Origin of the sequence: Streptomyces sp. NPDC053427 (assembly GCF_044544985.1) — a bacterium.
Classification (GTDB): domain Bacteria; phylum Actinomycetota; class Actinomycetes; order Streptomycetales; family Streptomycetaceae; genus Streptomyces.
Window position 1 is genome coordinate 312,241 of sequence record NZ_JBITYA010000009.1, and the last position, 15,773, is coordinate 328,013.

Annotated in this window: 13 protein-coding genes and 1 riboswitch; of the genes, 8 read left to right on the forward strand and 5 right to left on the reverse strand. The window is 69.9% G+C overall.

Going from position 1 to position 15,773, the window contains the following annotated elements; genetic code table 11:
- Positions 1-329: 329 nt before the first annotated feature.
- A complete protein-coding gene (locus ACIGWZ_RS26005; RefSeq protein WP_400068575.1) occupies positions 330-1,013 on the reverse strand; it encodes a TetR/AcrR family transcriptional regulator in 684 nt (227 codons plus the stop codon).
- A gap of 141 nt (positions 1,014-1,154) precedes the next feature.
- Between ACIGWZ_RS26005 and ACIGWZ_RS26010 the strand changes: the two genes are divergently transcribed.
- Both ACIGWZ_RS26010 and nagB read left to right on the forward strand, forming a co-directional pair.
- Positions 1,155-1,928, forward strand: coding sequence for an SDR family oxidoreductase (locus ACIGWZ_RS26010; RefSeq protein WP_400068577.1), 774 nt, complete (start codon positions 1,155-1,157; stop codon positions 1,926-1,928).
- A 150-nt stretch (positions 1,929-2,078) separates the two neighbouring features.
- On the forward strand, positions 2,079-2,861 hold the full coding sequence (gene nagB, locus ACIGWZ_RS26015) for a glucosamine-6-phosphate deaminase (protein ID WP_400068579.1): 783 nt from the start codon (positions 2,079-2,081) through the stop codon (positions 2,859-2,861).
- 423 nt (positions 2,862-3,284) lie between these two features.
- Here nagB and ACIGWZ_RS26020 read toward each other — a convergent pair whose 3' ends face one another.
- The 4 genes from ACIGWZ_RS26020 to ACIGWZ_RS26035 all read right to left on the reverse strand — a co-directional run bounded on the left by ACIGWZ_RS26020 (position 3,285) and on the right by ACIGWZ_RS26035 (position 8,009).
- Positions 3,285-4,823: a glycoside hydrolase family 3 protein gene (locus ACIGWZ_RS26020; RefSeq protein ID WP_400068581.1), complete on the reverse strand. Its 1,539-nt coding sequence runs from the start codon at positions 4,821-4,823 to the stop codon at positions 3,285-3,287.
- Positions 4,824-4,826: 3 nt separating this feature from the next.
- Positions 4,827-5,666: a carbohydrate ABC transporter permease gene (locus tag ACIGWZ_RS26025; RefSeq protein ID WP_400068583.1), complete on the reverse strand. Its 840-nt coding sequence runs from the start codon at positions 5,664-5,666 to the stop codon at positions 4,827-4,829.
- Positions 5,663-6,655, reverse strand: a complete 993-nt coding sequence (locus tag ACIGWZ_RS26030) for a carbohydrate ABC transporter permease (RefSeq protein ID WP_400068585.1) — start codon at positions 6,653-6,655, stop codon at positions 5,663-5,665. The genes ACIGWZ_RS26025 and ACIGWZ_RS26030 overlap by 4 nt, the downstream gene beginning before the upstream one ends.
- A gap of 88 nt (positions 6,656-6,743) precedes the next feature.
- On the reverse strand, positions 6,744-8,009 hold the full coding sequence (locus ACIGWZ_RS26035; protein WP_400068587.1) for an extracellular solute-binding protein: 1,266 nt from the start codon (positions 8,007-8,009) through the stop codon (positions 6,744-6,746).
- A gap of 241 nt (positions 8,010-8,250) precedes the next feature.
- Here ACIGWZ_RS26035 and ACIGWZ_RS26040 point away from each other — a divergent pair, with 241 nt between their 5' ends.
- The 6 genes from ACIGWZ_RS26040 to ACIGWZ_RS26065 all read left to right on the forward strand — a co-directional run bounded on the left by ACIGWZ_RS26040 (position 8,251) and on the right by ACIGWZ_RS26065 (position 15,748).
- Entirely contained in the window at positions 8,251-9,012 is a 762-nt protein-coding gene (locus ACIGWZ_RS26040; RefSeq protein WP_400068589.1) for a GntR family transcriptional regulator, read from the forward strand.
- Positions 9,013-9,153: 141 nt separating this feature from the next.
- On the forward strand, positions 9,154-9,423 hold the full coding sequence (locus tag ACIGWZ_RS26045) for a DUF3311 domain-containing protein (protein WP_400068590.1): 270 nt from the start codon (positions 9,154-9,156) through the stop codon (positions 9,421-9,423).
- Positions 9,420-11,096, forward strand: a complete 1,677-nt coding sequence (gene mctP / locus ACIGWZ_RS26050; RefSeq protein ID WP_400068592.1) for a monocarboxylate uptake permease MctP — start codon at positions 9,420-9,422, stop codon at positions 11,094-11,096. Before ACIGWZ_RS26045 ends, mctP begins: the two co-directional genes overlap by 4 nt.
- A 178-nt stretch (positions 11,097-11,274) precedes the next feature.
- Complete coding sequence (locus tag ACIGWZ_RS26055) at positions 11,275-11,778, forward strand: GNAT family N-acetyltransferase (RefSeq protein ID WP_400068594.1); 504 nt, start codon at positions 11,275-11,277, stop codon at positions 11,776-11,778.
- A gap of 173 nt (positions 11,779-11,951) precedes the next feature.
- Positions 11,952-12,112: riboswitch (cobalamin riboswitch) on the forward strand.
- A gap of 160 nt (positions 12,113-12,272) precedes the next feature.
- On the forward strand, positions 12,273-14,696 hold the full coding sequence (locus ACIGWZ_RS26060; protein WP_400068596.1) for a ribonucleoside-diphosphate reductase subunit alpha: 2,424 nt from the start codon (positions 12,273-12,275) through the stop codon (positions 14,694-14,696).
- Entirely contained in the window at positions 14,696-15,748 is a 1,053-nt protein-coding gene (locus tag ACIGWZ_RS26065) for a ribonucleotide-diphosphate reductase subunit beta (RefSeq protein ID WP_400068597.1), read from the forward strand. The genes ACIGWZ_RS26060 and ACIGWZ_RS26065 overlap by 1 nt, the downstream gene beginning before the upstream one ends.
- Positions 15,749-15,773: the final 25 nt, after the last annotated feature.

The window sequence follows — 15,773 nt, forward strand, 5'->3', positions numbered from 1 at the left end:
CTCCCCTGCCGGCGACCGTTCGTGGTCTCTGCAAGGGCATGGACAACCGAGAATGGTCTAGTCCACAATGCTGGGTGCACCACACCTCCTGGGGGATGCCCCAGATCCCGATCCTCCGCCCTCCCCGCACAGGAGAGCGGAACGAGGCCCCAGGCGCTCTCTGCCCTGACTGCGCCAAGGCCTCCGATCGACCGGCCCCCGGCCGGGACCGTGCCTCCACCGCACGTGGGGCACATCCCGGCTGAACACGGGGTCGGCCGATGTCAGCTCCGGGCTGCGGTGCCGGACAGGTTGAGGGTCCTGTCCCGGCGCCGCGGCCCGCGGGTGTTTCAGGGGGTTCCGGCGGAACGGCCGCCCTTTTTCTGAGCGCTTCGAGCACTTTGCGCGCTTCCCGGTTCCCGCCCGCTCTCCGGCCAGGCCTTCATCGCCAGCTCGGCGACGGCCTCCAGCGTCGCCCGGTCCGCGCCGTCCCGCGCCTGCTGTGACATGCCCTGGACGACGGCCGCCACGTAATGGGCGAGCGCGGCCGGGTCCGTATCGGCGGGGAGCCCGCCGGAGGCGATGTCCGCCGCGATGGCGCGCTCGTAGTCCCGGCGGTTCCGGTCCCTCATCTCCTTCAGGGACTCGGCGACTTCGGCGGATGCGGGGGCGGTGTTCTGGGCGGCGCTGATGACGAGGCAGCCGCGGGGGCGGCCGGGCAGGGTGTATTCGACCGCGGCCTCGCGCAGCGCCCGTTCGACGCCGCGGCGGGCGGTCGACTCCTCGGCCATGGCGCGGGAGATGAAGCCGCCGTAGAGCCGGCCGTACTCGACCACCACCTCGTCGAACAGGGCCCGCTTGTCGCCGAAGGCGGCGTACAGGCTGGGGGCGCTGATGCCCATGGTGCGGGTGAGGTCGGAGATGGAAGTGGCCTCGTAGCCCTGCTCCCAGAAGGACCGAATCGCCTGCTCGAGGGCCGTCTCCCGGTCGAAGGAGCGGGGCCGGCCGCGCTGTTTCGTCTCCTTGGTCGCCATGGAGTGAATTCTATAGCGGACGATACGAAAGCCGTGCTACGGTTTTTATGTAGCGAGCGATACAGAAAGAGCTCGGTGCGGGACGGACGTGCGCGTGCGCCCGTAGCGAGCGGCACATACGAAATGGGGAGGGGCACGGTCATGCATGCACTCAGCGGCAGGACGGCACTGGTGACGGGCGGCAGCAGGGGGATCGGCCGGGCGATCGCGGAGCGACTGGGGCGGGACGGGGCGCGGGTGGCCGTCCACTACGGGCGCGGCGAGACGGCGGCCAAGGAGACGGTCTCGGCGATCGAGGCAGCGGGAGGCCAGGCCTTCGCGGTCCGGGCGGAGTTGGGGGTGCCGGGAGGCGTCGAGGCGCTGTGGGCCGCGTTCGACGAGCAGGCCGACGGGCTGGACATCCTGGTCAACAACGCCGGGATCAACAAGGCGGTCGACGGGACGCTCAAGCGTGTCGGCGAAGTGACGGAGGAGGACTTCGACCGGCTCTTCGCGGTCAACACCAAGGCGCCGTTCTTCATCGTCCAGCAGGGACTGACCCGACTGCGGGACGGCGGCCGGATCATCAATGTCTCGACGGGACTGACGCATGGCGCGGCCAAGCCCGAGCTGATCGCCTATTCCATGAGCAAGGGCGCGATCGATGTGTTCACCTCGACGCTCGCCAAGGACCTGGGCCGGCGCGGCATCACGGTCAATGCGGTGGCGCCCGGTGCGGTCGATACGGACATGAACGCCGGGTGGCTGCGCGGCGAGGGCAACTCCGGGGCGCGGGAGGCGCTCGGGGCGATATCCCCGCTCGGCCGGGTAGCGGAACCCTCCGACGTCGGCGACATCGCCGCCTTCCTCGCCTCGGACGACAGCCGCTGGGTGACGGGTCAGTGGATCGATGCGACGGGGGGTGCGCTGCTCTGACGAACGCCGACACTGCCGGGTGGCCCGGCGGTCATCCGGCCGACGGCAAAACATGCCCCGCCATTCCACGGCAGCACCCGGTCCGACGGGCCGCCCTCTGCTAGATTGGTCTATACCACATAGCCCATTCTTCAGAACGGCAGGCCAAGCGTGGAAGTTGTCATCGTCCCGGACGCCACGGCAGGCGGCGAGCTCATCGCGGAGGCCATCGCCACCCTGATCCGCCGCAAGCCCGACGCGCTGCTCGGCGTGGCCACCGGCTCGACCCCGTTGCCCATTTACGAGGCGCTCTCGGCGAAGGTTCGGGCCGGCGCGGTGGACGCCTCGCGGGCCCGCATCTGCCAGCTCGACGAGTATGTGGGCCTGCCGGCCGGACACCCCGAGTCCTACCGCTCGGTGGTGCTGCGGGAAGTGGTGGAGCCGCTGGGTCTCGGTGAGGACTCCTTCATGGGGCCGGACGGCTCGGCGGAGGACGTCCAGGCCGCGTGCGAGGCGTACGACCGGGCGCTGAGCGAGGCCGGGGGTGTGGACCTCCAGCTGCTCGGGATCGGCACCGACGGACACATCGGCTTCAACGAGCCGTGCTCGTCGCTTGCTTCCCGTACCCGCATCAAGACGCTCACCCAGCAGACCCGGGAGGACAACGCCCGCTTCTTCGACAGCCTCGACGAAGTCCCGCATCACGTCATCACCCAGGGCATCGGCACCATCCTGGAGGCCCGCCATGTGGTCCTGCTCGCCACCGGGGAGGGCAAGGCCGACGCGGTGGCCCACGCCGTCGAGGGTCCGGTCGCCGCGCTGGTCCCGGCCTCGGCCCTGCAGCTCCACCCGCATGTGACGGTCGTCGTCGACGAGGCCGCAGCCGCCAAGCTGAAGCTCGCCGGATACTTCCGGGCCACGTATGCGGCGAAGCCGGAGTGGCAGGGGATCTAGGACTTCGGGGCTTGGGGGCTCTGGGCCTCCGGGGGGGCGGCCGGGGCTGTCGGCTGCTGGGGATCGGCCGGGACGGTCGGTCGGGGCGGCCACGGCGGTCGGGCGTCGTCCGGCTCGTCGGGGCTCGGCGGTCGGCGGGGCGGTCGGCCGTGGGGATCGGCCGGGCCGCTCGGCCCCGGCGGTCGGGTGTCGTCCGGCTCGTCGGGGAGTGGTGGTTGGCGGGGAGTGGTGGTTGGCGGGGCGGCGGCGTCCCGGCGGCCTGGCGCAGGCCGATGCCCGGCCGGTCGAAGACCGGTTGTATCGGTGCGGTCTGGGCGTACGGACGCGCATGCGCGCAGGTCGGCGGGGCGCGCCTGTCCGTGGGCCGCCGCGCCGTTCCCCGTCCTGCCCGTCGTCCGGCCCGGCCTGCCCGTCATTCGCCTCTCATTCGGCCGCGCCCACCAGGGCTTCCGCCGCCGCCTGGCCGCAGACCCGGGCCGCGCCATGGGTGGCGATGTGGACGGCGCCGGTGGGTGGGGCCTGGGGGACGCCCATCTCGATGACGGCGGTGTCGGGGCGGGCCGCGGTGAGGAGGCGCAGGGCTTCGGCCATCCAGGGATGGCGGTGGGCGTCGCGGACGACGGCGACGAGGCGGCGGTCGGCGGCCTCGGCGAGCAGGCCGTCGATCAGGGCGGGGGTGCCCAGCGTGACCGCGGACTCGGCGGTATGGGTGGCGGTCCGGGTGCCCGGAAGGAGGCGGGTGAGTTCGGCGGCAATTCCCCAGGGGGTCTCGTCGCCCACAGCGATATTGGCGAGGGGGGTGAAGGCGGCGACGTAGGCGGGGCCGGTCAGCGGCTCGTACGGACCGCCGGCGGTGATGCGCAGGGCGCGGCGGGCGGCGGTGAGGCCGATGCCGGGTGCGGGCGCGGTCCCCACCGCCGCGCCCGCACTCCGGGTCCAGCGCGCCAGGGCGCGCACCCGTGCCGCGGCGTCGGCGAGCCGCTTCTCCGACAGCTCCCCGTCGCGCACCGCCCCCACCAGGGCGTCGCGCAGCCGCAGCACGGTGTCCTCGTCGGCCAGTCCGCCGCCCACGCAGATGGCGTCGGCGCCGGCCGCGAGGGCCAGTACGCTGCCGCGCTCGATGCCGTAGGTGGCCGAGATCGCCTGCATCTCCATGCCGTCGGTGACGATCAGCCCGTCGAAACCGAGGCCGCCCTCGGCGACCGGCGCGCGCAGCAGGCCGTGCAGGGCGGCCGGGCTGAGCGTGGCCGGGTGGTCGCCGTCCAGCGCGGGCAGCAGGATGTGCGCGCTCATCACGGCCTTGGTGCCGGCGGCGATGGCGGCGCGGAAGGGGACCAGTTCGCGTTCCTGGAGGGTGGGCAGGTCGGCGGTGATGCGCGGCAGGTCGTGGTGGGAGTCGACGGCGGTGTCGCCATGGCCGGGGAAGTGCTTGGTGCAGGCGGCGACGCCGGCGGACTGGAGGCCGTCGACGTAGGCGGCGGTGTGCCGGGCGACCAGCTGCGGGTCGGCGCCGAAGGAGCGGACGCCGATGACGGGGTTGGCGGGGTTGGAGTTGACGTCGGCGGACGGCGCCCAGTTGAGGCTGATGCCGCAGTCGGCCAGGCGGCGGCCGAGTTCGCGGGCCACGTCGCGGGTGAGGGCGGTGTCGTCGACGGCGCCGAGTGCGAGGTTGCCGGGGAAGGAGGAGCCACCGCGCACCTCGAGGCGGGTGACGTCGCCGCCCTCCTCGTCGATGGCGATGAGGAGGTCGTCGCGTACGCCGCGCAGCTGGGCGGAGAGGGCGGCGAGTTGGTCCGGGCTGTGCACATTGCGGCCGAAGAGGCCGACCGAAACCAGGCCCTCGTCGAGGCGGCGGAGCAGCCAGTCGGGTGCGGTGGTGCCGGTGAAGCCGGGCTGGAGGACGGCGAGCGCGTCGCGGGTGAGGGTGTCGGTGGACCGTACGGGGCCAACAGAGGCAGTCATGCGTTATCCCTTCACTGCGCCGGAGGTGAGACCGCCGACCGCCTTGCGTTGCAGGAACAGGAAGAGGAGCAGGATCGGGACGGCGAAGAGCGAAGCCGCTGCCATGGTGGCACCCCAGTCGTCCCCGAACTGGCTCTGGAACTGCGAGAGCCACAGCGGCAGGGTGCCCGCGTCGGGCTCCTTGTTGAGGACCAGCACGAGCGGGAATTCGTTCCAGGCGGTGATGAAACCGAAGAGGGAGGTGGCCATCAGCCCGGGTGCGAGGAGCGGGAAGACGACCTTGAGGAAGGCCTGGAAGCGCGAACAGCCGTCGACCATCGCGGACTCCTCCAGTTCCCTGGGCACCGCGGCGACGTACCCGCGCAGGGTCAGCAGGGTGAAGGGCAGCACCATCAGCATGTAGAAGAAGGTGAGCGGGAGGAGGCTGTTGAGCATGTCGGCATCGCGGACGATCAGATAGATCGAGATCACCATGACCTCCCAGGGCGCCATCTGGGCGACCATGAACGTCAGCAGAATGCCCTTACGGCCCTTGAAGCGCATCCGGGTGAGGGCGAACGCCCCGCAGAGCGCGATGACCAGCGACAGGACGACGGCGAGGACGGTCACGACGACCGAGTTCGCGGCCAGGGACCAGAAGTTGGGGGCGTTCACGGCCGTCGCGAAGTGCTCGAGGGTGCCGTGGAAGGGGAACCACACGGGGTCTTCCGTGACGATGTCCCGGGTCGGCTTGAAGGCCGTGCTGAACATCCAGTAGACGGGGAAGACGAAGCCTACGGTGAGCACCACCGCGGTGGCGTTGGGCCAGATGCGGCCGACCGTCGATAGAGCGGAGCGCTTCACAGCTCGTTCTCCTCCTGCCGTTCCTGCTTGATCGTCAGACGCAGGTAGTACGCGGTCATGGCGAGCAGTACCACGATCGTGAGCAGCGAGATCGCGGCGCCCATCCCGAAGTGGAGGTTGCCGACGCCCTCGGTGAAGGCGTAGATCGGAAGGGTTTCGGTGAGCCGGTCCGGGCCGCCTTCGTTGATCGCGAAGATCTGCGGGAACGCCTTGAACACCCAGATGACTTCCAGGAACGTCGTGGCGAGGAAGAAGGGCTTGAGGAAGGGGAAGGTGACGGAGGTGAAGACCTTCCAGGTGCCGGCGCCGTCCATCCGGGCCGCCTCGTAGAGCTCCTTGGGGATGGTCGTGGTGGCGGCGTAGAGGTTGAGCGCCACGAAGGGCAGCGACTGCCAGACGATCAGCACGGTGATGACGAAGAAGGTCGACAGCTGGGTGCCGACCCAGTCGTAGTGGGCCATGGAGTGCAGGCCGAGCCGGTCCAGCAGCCAGTTGACGACGCCGTAGCGGGAGTCGAAGAGCCATTGGAAGACGGTGGTGGCGGCGATCACCGGCATCGCCCAGGCGAGCACCAGCGCGACGGACAGCGTCAGGCGCATCTTCTTGCCGAGCCGGGCGAGCAGCAGCCCGATCAGTATGCCGAGGACCATGATCAGGGCGACATTGACGGCGGTGAAGACGAGGGTGCGCAGGGTCACCCGCCAGAACTGCTCGCTGCCCAGGATCTCCTGGTAGTTGCCGGTCCCCCGCCATTCGGTGAGGTGCTGGATCAGCTCCTTCATATTGAGGTTCTGGAAGGAGAGCAGGAGGTTGCGCACCATCGGCCAGCCCAGGAGGACCGCGGTCGCGAGCAGCGCCGGGAGCAGCAGCAGATACGGGGTGGCCCGCCGTCTTCCGGGCCCTTGGCGGCCGGGTGGCGCGCTTCCCCGGCCGGTCCGCGTCGCGGTCCGGTCCGTCGCGGCCGCCGCGCCGTCGAGCTGCACTGCCATGGGCCCTGCTCCCCCTCGTTCCTCTCGGATGCTCCCGGTGTGCGCGTACGGGGCCGGGGACGGCCGGCCCCGTACGCCGCCGGTGGTGTTACTCCTTGGCGAGCCGCGCGTTGATCTCGGACGCGACGTCCTTGGCGGCGTCGGCCGGGGACTTACCACCCAGCACGGCCGTCATATAGCTCTTGATCGGGTTCGGGGTGTTCTCCACCGCGGCCCACTGGGGAATCAGCGGAGTCGTACCGCCGGACTTCTCCGCGGCGGGTGCGGCGGCCGCCGCGGCCGGGTTCCCCTTGGCGGTTGCGGCCAGGTCGGGGGACTTGGGACTCCAGCCGACCTCCTTGACCATCTGGGCGTCGTTCGCCTTCGACAGGGCGATCTTCAGGAATTCCTTGGCGAGTTCCTGGTTCTTGCCCATTCCGGCGACCGCGAAGTTGGACCCGCCGAGGAATACGCCCTCGGGCCGTGCAGCGGTCTCACCGGGAATGGTGAAGAAGCCGATGTCCTTCTTGATTCCCGGGTTCGCATTGACGGCGGTGGCGGCCTCGTAGCCCATGGCGATGACGGCGCCGGTCTTCCCCTTGGCGAAGACCTCGCCCTGCTGCGGCGTCGCCTCGTCCTTGTTCTTCGGGGCGGTACTGAAGGCCTGGTACTGCTTGTAGATGTCCATGGCCTTGGCGACCTTGGGGTCGCCGAGATTGGAGACCCATTTACCGCCCTGCTTCTTCACCAGGTCGGCGCCGGTGCCGATGGTCAGGCCGTCGAAGAAGTACCAGTTCTGACCGGGGAGATACAGCGGTTCGGCATCGGTCTTCTTCTTGATGGTGTCGAACGCCTTGAAGAGCTCGCTGCGGGTCCTGGGGGTGCCCTTGAGGCCGGCCTCGGCCCAGATCTTCTTGTTGTACATGACGACGCGGTTCCCGGCGAACCACGGAAGCGCGTACTGCTTTCCGTCCACCAGCGACGCCTTGTTGAAGGCCTCGTTCCAGTCGGCGCCGATTTCCTTCTTCAGGTCACCGAGGTCGGCCAGGGCACCCGCCTTGGCGTAGGCGGCGGTCTGCGTATTGCCGATTTCGACGACGTCCGGCGGGGTGTCCTCGGACAGCGCGGTGCTCAGCTTCTGCTGGATTCCGTTCCACTGCTGGACCTTGAACTCGACCGTGGCGCCGGTCTTCTTCTTGAATTGCGCGGAGACCTGTTTGGTCCATTGCGCCGGATTGGAACCGCTCATCACCCATACGGTGAGCTTCTGTCCCTTGAAACCGTCCGCGCCCGCCTTGCCGTCGCTCGACCCACAAGCAGCGACACTCACCAGCATTCCCGCGACCGCCGTCGCCGCTATGAGCCCACGCTTCATTGCGCTCTCCCCTAAAGGCCGGGTGTGGTCTTTAATGGTTTAGACCAGTGCCCGCAGCTTGGCCTAGACCTTTAGGAGTGTCAAGGGTGTATAAGAGTCGCTGTCAGGTCCGTTACCGGACCGACATCTGGTGGGCCGGGACCTGCGAGGGAGCACGGGGAACGCACTCGTGCCACGATGTGAGCCGCTACGTACGGAGGAGCCGGTGACGGCAGCGCGACAAGGGTCGGAGAGGCGGGTCATGGAGACCGAAGGCGGCAGCACCGAGAGCGGTGGCGGCACCACCCGCACCGCTCGGGTGCCCAAGTACTACCGCCTCAAGCGGCACTTGCTGGAGATCACCGAGACGCTGCCGCCCGGCTCCCCGGTACCGCCCGAGCGCACCCTCGCCACGGAGTTCGACACCTCCCGCACGACGGTCCGTCAGGCCCTTCAGGAGCTGGTCGTCGAGGGCCGCCTGGAGCGCATCCAGGGCAAGGGCACCTTCGTCGCCAAGCCCAAGGTCTCCCAGGCGCTGCAACTGACCTCCTACACCGAGGACATGCGCGCGCAGGGCCTGGAGCCGACGTCGCAGCTGCTGGACATCGGCTATGTCACCGCCGACGACCGCCTCGCCGGGCTGCTGGACATCACCACCGGCGGCCGGGTACTGCGCATCGAGCGGCTGCGGCTGGCCAGCGGCGAGCCGATGGCCATCGAGATCACCCATCTGTCGGCGAAGCGCTTCCCCGCGCTGCGCCGCAATCTCGTCAAATACACCTCCCTCTACACCGCACTGGCCGAGGTCTACGACGTCCGCCTGGCGGAGGCCGAGGAGACCATCGAGACCTCGCTGGCCACCCCTCGCGAGGCCGGGCTGCTGGGTACGGATGTCGGCCTGCCGATGCTGATGCTCTCCCGGCACTCCCTCGACGCGCAGGGACAGCCGGTGGAGTGGGTGCGCTCGGTCTACCGCGGCGACCGCTACAAGTTCGTCGCCCGGCTGCGCCGCCCCGCGGACTGAGGGCGCCACCGCCGGCTCCGCGGAAGCCCGTAACTCAGGTATGTCATACCGATATGCGGACACCTAGTGACGCGCGCCACGACCCTGGCTTAGATTTCCAGCCGATCACCCAGGAGAAATTGCCACGGACGGAGCCCCGCCATGTCAGGACCAGAGCCAGCGTCGGCAGCCCCGGAGCGCAGACGGATCGTCACGCCCACCCGTGTGGTGGCCGGGGTGTGTCTGCTCGCTCCGTTCGTGGCGATGCTGTGGGTGAGTTCGTACGCGAAGATCGAGCCGACGCTCATCGGGATCCCGTTCTTCTACTGGTACCAGATGCTGTGGGTGCTGATCTCGACCGCGATGACGATGCTCGCGTACAAGCTGGTGCAGCGTGAGCAGCGCGCCCGCAAGGGTGGTGTGGCCAAGTGACCGCCCTCGCCTCCGCCACCCGCCTTGCCGCCGCCCCGACCGACGGCGTCAACGGCATCGCACTGGCCGTCTTCGTCTTCTTCTTCCTGGCCGTGACGGTCATGGGCTTCCTGGCCGCCCGCTGGCGCAAGGCCGAACAATCCGCCAACCTCGACGAATGGGGCCTGGGCGGCCGCAGCTTCGGCACCTGGGTGACGTGGTTCCTGCTCGGCGGTGACCTCTACACCGCCTACACGTTCGTGGCCGTCCCGGCGGCGATCTACGCGGCGGGCGCGGCCGGCTTCTTCGCCGTCCCGTACACCATCCTGGTCTACCCGCTGATCTTCACCTTCCTTCCGCGCCTGTGGTCGGTCTCGCACAAGCACGGATACGTCACCACCTCCGACTTCGTGCGCGGCCGCTTCGGCTCCAAGGGCCTGTCGCTGGCCGTGGCGCTCACCGGCATCCTCGCCACGATGCCGTACATCGCGCTCCAACTGGTCGGTATCCAGGCCGTCCTGGACGTGATGGGCATCGGCGGCGGCGAGAACACCAACTGGTTCGTCAAGGACCTGCCGCTGCTGATCGCGTTCGCCGTGCTGGCCGCCTACACCTACTCCTCCGGCCTGCGCGCGCCGGCCCTGATCGCCTTCGTCAAGGACGGCCTGATCTACCTGGTCATCGCCGTGGCGATCATCTACATCCCCATCAAACTGGGCGGCTTCGACGCGATCTTCGACGCGGCCGGCAAGGCGTTCGCCCAGCCCGGCGCCGTCCCCGGCAAACCGCGCGGCGAGCTGACGAGCGGCCCCCACGCCCAGTGGGCGTACGCCACGTTGGCGCTGGGTTCCGCGCTGGCGCTCTTCATGTACCCGCACTCCATCACCGCCACGCTGTCCTCCCGCAGCCGCAACGTCATACGCCGCAACACCACCATCCTGCCGCTGTACTCCCTGATGCTGGGCTTCCTGGCGCTGCTCGGCTTCATGGCGATCAAGGCCGGTACGGACATCAAGGGCAACCCGCAGCTGGCGATTCCGCAGCTGTTCGAGGACATGTTCCCGAGCTGGTTCTCCGGCGTCGCCTTCGCCGCGATCGGCATCGGCGCGCTGGTGCCCGCGGCCATCATGTCCATCGCCGCGGCCAACCTCTTCACCCGCAACGTCTACAAGGACTTCCTCAAGCCGGACGCGACCGCCGCGCAGGAGCACAAGGTCGCGAAGCTGGTCTCGCTGCTGGTGAAGGTCGGTGCGCTCGTCTTCGTCCTCACGATGGACAAGACCGTCGCCATCAACTTCCAGCTGCTGGGCGGTATCTGGATCCTGCAGACCATGCCCTCGCTGGTCGGCGGCCTGTTCACCCGCTGGTTCCACCGCTGGGCGCTGCTGGCCGGCTGGGCGGTCGGCATGCTCTACGGCACCCTCGCGGCGTACGGCGTCGCCAGCCCCACCCAGGCCCACTTCGGCGGCTCCAGCAAGGAGATCCCCGGCATCGGCGAGATCGGCTACATCGGTCTGACGGCATTTGTGCTCAATGTCGTGGTCTCGGTCGTGCTGACCGTCGTCCTGAAGGCCGTGAAGGCACCGGAGGGCGTCGATGAGACCAGCCCCTCGGACTACACGGCGGACGCCGGCGACAAGGCCGTGACCGCGGACCTGCCGCCGGCCACGGCCGAGGCGCCGGCCGGGCACTGAGCCGGCGGCCGACTTCACGGCTTCGGGCCGTCGCGTCCCCCTCGGGGCGCGGCGGCCCGTTTGCTTGCCCCGAACGGCACCCTCCGGATGGGCCCGTAGCGGGCCGCTCCCCGCCGTCCACTCGGAGACCGCGAGGACCCGCGGCCGATTGTCGGACCCGTCCCGCACACTGAAGCGCATGGACATCACGATCAGGCCCGCACGGCCGGCCGAATTCGGCGCCGTCGGCGACCTTCTGGTGGAGGTCTATCTGGCCGACGGGCTGCTGACGTTCGGGGAGAACGACACGTACGCGGCGGAGCTGCGCAAGGTCGCCCATCGCGCGGAGCACGCCGAGGTGCTGGTCGCCGTGGAGACGGCGGGTGAGCGGGTGCTGGGGGCGGTCACCTTCGCCGCGTACGGAAGCCCGTATGCGGATCTGGCGGGGCCCGGGGAGGGGGAGTTCCGGATGCTGGCGGTGCGGGCGGAGGGGCGCGGGCAGGGAATCGGGGAGGCGCTGGTGACGGCCTGCGTGGAGCGAGCCCGCGCGCTGGGGCTGCGGGCGATCGTGCTCTCCAGCCAGCCGCATCTGCTGCCCGCCCACCGGCTCTACCGCCGCCTGGGGTTCGCGCGCGCCCGGGAACGGGACTGGGACCCGATACCGGGTGTCACGCTCTGGGCCTTCATCCGCGAGCCGGTCTGAGAGCGCCCGGGAGAGGCCCGGGAAGGGGCCCGGGGGCGGGTCCCGGGGAGAGGCGCAGGGAGAGGCCTGCGGGGCGGTGGACGCCCCTGCGGGGCCCGCGGCCGCTCGCACACCTGTAGGGGTGGTATGAGGACGACACGAGGGAGCGACACAAGATGTGGGGGTGCACGTAGGGAGCGACACAAGATGTATGCTCGTGCTCGCTGTCGTCGCAGGGGAATCCGGTGAGAATCCGGAACTGTCCCGCAACGGTATGAAAGTGCGCCCCGGTGGCCTCGCCGCCCTCTCGCGCGCCCGTGAAGTCCGAGGACCTGCCGACAGTACGCCCGCACCGCCATCGGTGCGGACGTCGATACGTCCGGGCCCCGAGGGTTGGGCCGGTGGACGCCGCGCGGTATGCCCGCGCACCCCTGACGCCACGGGGTGCGGTATGCCCGCGAGCGCCCGTCGCGCCGCGTCCCTCCCGGCCCCCGCCGAGTGAGGGAGAGCATCACGTGACCATCGCGCCAACGGAGCCCGCGTCAGACGCCGAGGTCGTGCAGCCTGCGGTGACCACTCCTGCCGCCCCCGCCGACGGCGGGCGTCGCGAGGACGGACCCGGCGTCGCGCTGCTGCGCACCCTGACCGAGCTGACCGCGGACCTGACCGCGACCGACCCCGGCAAGGTGGCCGCCGCCGCGCTGCGCGGCCGCCACCCGGGCTCGGACGAGGCCGAGTTGCGCTCGCTGGCCATCGATGCCGCGGCCGGACTGATCGGCGACGAGCCGCAGTACTCCAAGCTCGCCGCCCGTCTCCTCACCCTCGCCATCGCCGAGGAGGCCGCCGGCCAGGGAGCCACCGGGTTCTCGGCATCGGTCGCGGTCGGCCGGCGCGAGGGCCTGATCGCCGATGAGACCGCCGAGTTCGTGGGGACCCACGCGGACCAGCTGGACGCGCTCGTGGCGAAGGCCCTGGAGGACGGCGCCGACGACCGCTTCGGGTACTTCGGGCTGCGCACCCTGCACTCCCGTTACCTCCTGCGCCACCCCACCACCCGTCAGGTCATCGAGACCCCCCAGCACTTCCTGCTGCGGGTGGCCTGCGGCCTGGCCGAGGACCGCTCCGAGCGGGCGCTGGCGGATGTCGCCGAGCTGTACCGCCTGACCAGCACGCTGTCCTACCTGCCGTCCTCCCCCACCCTCTTCAACTCCGGCACCCGCCACCCGCAGATGTCCTCCTGCTATCTGCTGGACTCTCCGCTGGACGAGCTGGACTCGATCTACGACCGCTACCACCAGGTGGCACGGCTCTCCAAGCACGCCGGCGGCATCGGTCTCTCCTACTCCCGGATCCGCGCACGGGGGTCGCTGATCCGGGGCACCAACGGCCACTCCAACGGCATCGTGCCGTTCCTGCGCACGCTGGACGCCTCGGTCGCGGCCGTGAACCAGGGCGGCCGGCGCAAGGGCGCCGCCTGCGTCTACCTGGAGACCTGGCACGCCGACATCGAGGAGTTCCTGGAGCTGCGCGACAACACCGGTGAGGAGGCCCGCCGTACGCACAACCTGAACATCGCGCACTGGATCCCGGACGAGTTCATGCGCCGGGTCGAGACGGACGCCGACTGGTCGCTGTTCTCGCCGTCGGACGCGCCGGAGCTGGTGGACCTGTGGGGCGACGAGTTCGACGCGGCGTACCGCAAGGCCGAGGCGGAGGGCCGGGCGCTCAAGCAGATTCCGGCCCGGGTGCTGTACTCGCGGATGATGCGCACCCTCGCGCAGACCGGCAACGGCTGGATGACCTTCAAGGACGCCGCCAACCGCACCGCCAACCAGACCGCCGAGCCCGGCCAGGTCGTGCACTCCTCCAACCTGTGCACGGAGATCCTGGAGGTGACCAACGACGGGGAGACCGCGGTCTGCAACCTGGGGTCGGTCAACCTCGCGGCCCATCTGGGCGACAACGGTGAGATGGACTGGGAGCGGCTGGACGCCACGGTCCGTACGGCCGTCACCTTCCTCGACCGCGTCGTGGACATCAACTTCTACCCGACCGAGCAGGCCGGCACCTCCAACTCCCGCTGGCGCCCGGTCGGTCTGGGCCTGATGGGCCTGCAGGACGTCTTCTTCCGGCTGCGGCTGCCCTTCGACTCGCCCGAGGCGCAGGAGCTGTCGACCCGGATCTCCGAGCGGATCATGCTCGCCGCGTACGAGGCCTCCGCCGACCTCGCCGAGCGGCACGGCCCGCACCCGGCCTGGTCCGCGACCCGCACCGCCCGCGGGGTGCTGCACCCCGACCACTACCCCAACGCCGAGCCCCGCTGGGCCGACCGCTGGGCGGCGCTGCGCGCCCGTATCGCCGGCACCGGGATGCGCAACTCCCTCCTCCTGGCCATCGCGCCGACCGCCACCATCGCCTCCATCGCGGGCGTCTACGAGTGCATCGAGCCGCAGGTCTCCAACCTCTTCAAGCGCGAGACCCTGTCGGGCGAGTTCCTGCAGGTCAACGCCTATCTGATCGAGGAGCTCAAGGCGCTGGGGATGTGGGACGCGCGCACCCGTGACGCGCTGCGCGAGGCCAACGGCTCGGTGCAGGACGTCGGTTGGATCCCCGAGGAGATCCGGGCGCTGTACCGCACCGCCTGGGAGATCCCGCAGCGCGCCCTGATCGACATGGCCGCGGCCCGTACGCCGTACCTCGACCAGAGCCAGTCGCTGAACCTCTTCATGGCGTCGCCGACCATCGGCAAGCTCAGCTCGATGTACGCCTACGCCTGGAAGCGCGGCATCAAGACGACGTACTACCTGCGGTCGCGGCCGGCGACCCGGATCGCCCAGTCCGCGCGTGCCGCGTCCATCCCCGCCCAGCAGCCGGTGGCCGACCCCGAGGCCGTCGCCTGTTCCCTGGAAAACCCCGAGTCCTGCGAGGCCTGCCAGTAATGTCCACCGAAGTGAATGCCGCCGCGGCCGCGCACACCGCCACCACCGGCAAGAAGAACCTCCTCGACCCCGGCTTCGAGCTGACGCTGCGCCCCATGCGGTACCCGGACTTCTACGACCGCTACCGCGACGCGATCAAGAACACCTGGACCGTGGAGGAGGTCGACCTCCACTCCGACGTCGCCGATCTCGCCAAGCTCTCGCCCGGCGAGCAGCACATGATCGGCCGGCTGGTGGCGTTCTTCGCGACCGGTGACTCCATCGTCGCCAACAACCTCGTCCTGACCCTCTACAAGCACATCAACTCCCCCGAGGCGCGGCTGTACCTCAGCCGCCAGCTCTTCGAGGAGGCCGTGCACGTCCAGTTCTATCTGACGCTGCTGGACACCTACCTCCCCGACCCGGACGACCGCGCGGCCGCCTTCGCCGCCGTGGAGAACATCCCGTCCATCCGGGAGAAGGCCGAATTCTGCTTCAAGTGGATGGACTCGGTCGAGAGCATCGACCGCCTGGAGACGAAGGCCGACCGCCGCCGCTTCCTGCTCAACCTGATCTGCTTCGCGGCCTGCATCGAGGGCCTGTTCTTCTACGGCGCGTTCGCCTACGTCTACTGGTTCCGCTCGCGCGGTCTGCTGCACGGGCTGGCCACGGGCACCAACTGGGTCTTCCGCGACGAGTCCATGCACATGGACTTCGCGTTCTCCGTGGTGGACACCGTCCGCGAGGAGGAGCCCGACCTCTTCGACGACAAGCTGGAGCGGGAGGTCACCGAGATGCTCCAGGAGGCCGTCGAGGCGGAGCTCCAGTTCGGCCGCGACCTGTGCGGGGACGGCCTGCCGGGCATGAACACCGAGTCGATGCGCGAGTACCTCCAGTGCGTGGCCGACCAGCGGCTGCAGCGCCTCGGCTTCGCGCCCGTCTACGGCTCGGAGAACCCGTTCTCCTTCATGGAGCTGCAGAACGTCCAGGAGCTGACCAACTTCTTCGAGCGCCGGGCCTCGGCCTACCAGGTCGCCGTGGAGGGCTCGGTCTCCTTCGACGACGACTTCTAGCCGCGCATTACCCCATCCGGCCAGC

Bases quoted from the DNA above. Each gene is read 5' to 3' on its own strand.
- ACIGWZ_RS26035 (WP_400068587.1), bottom strand. From the start codon at position 8,009: ATGAAGCGTGGGCTCATAGCGGCGACGGCGGTCGCGGGAATGCTGGTG.
- ACIGWZ_RS26030 (WP_400068585.1), bottom strand. From the start codon at position 6,655: ATGGCAGTGCAGCTCGACGGCGCGGCGGCCGCGACGGACCGGACCGCG.
- ACIGWZ_RS26045 (WP_400068590.1), top strand. From the start codon at position 9,154: ATGTCAGGACCAGAGCCAGCGTCGGCAGCCCCGGAGCGCAGACGGATC.
- ACIGWZ_RS26055 (WP_400068594.1), top strand. From the start codon at position 11,275: ATGGACATCACGATCAGGCCCGCACGGCCGGCCGAATTCGGCGCCGTC.
- ACIGWZ_RS26005 (WP_400068575.1), bottom strand. From the start codon at position 1,013: ATGGCGACCAAGGAGACGAAACAGCGCGGCCGGCCCCGCTCCTTCGAC.
- ACIGWZ_RS26065 (WP_400068597.1), top strand. From the start codon at position 14,696: ATGTCCACCGAAGTGAATGCCGCCGCGGCCGCGCACACCGCCACCACC.
- ACIGWZ_RS26010 (WP_400068577.1), top strand. From the start codon at position 1,155: ATGCATGCACTCAGCGGCAGGACGGCACTGGTGACGGGCGGCAGCAGG.
- ACIGWZ_RS26020 (WP_400068581.1), bottom strand. From the start codon at position 4,823: ATGACTGCCTCTGTTGGCCCCGTACGGTCCACCGACACCCTCACCCGC.
- ACIGWZ_RS26040 (WP_400068589.1), top strand. From the start codon at position 8,251: ATGGAGACCGAAGGCGGCAGCACCGAGAGCGGTGGCGGCACCACCCGC.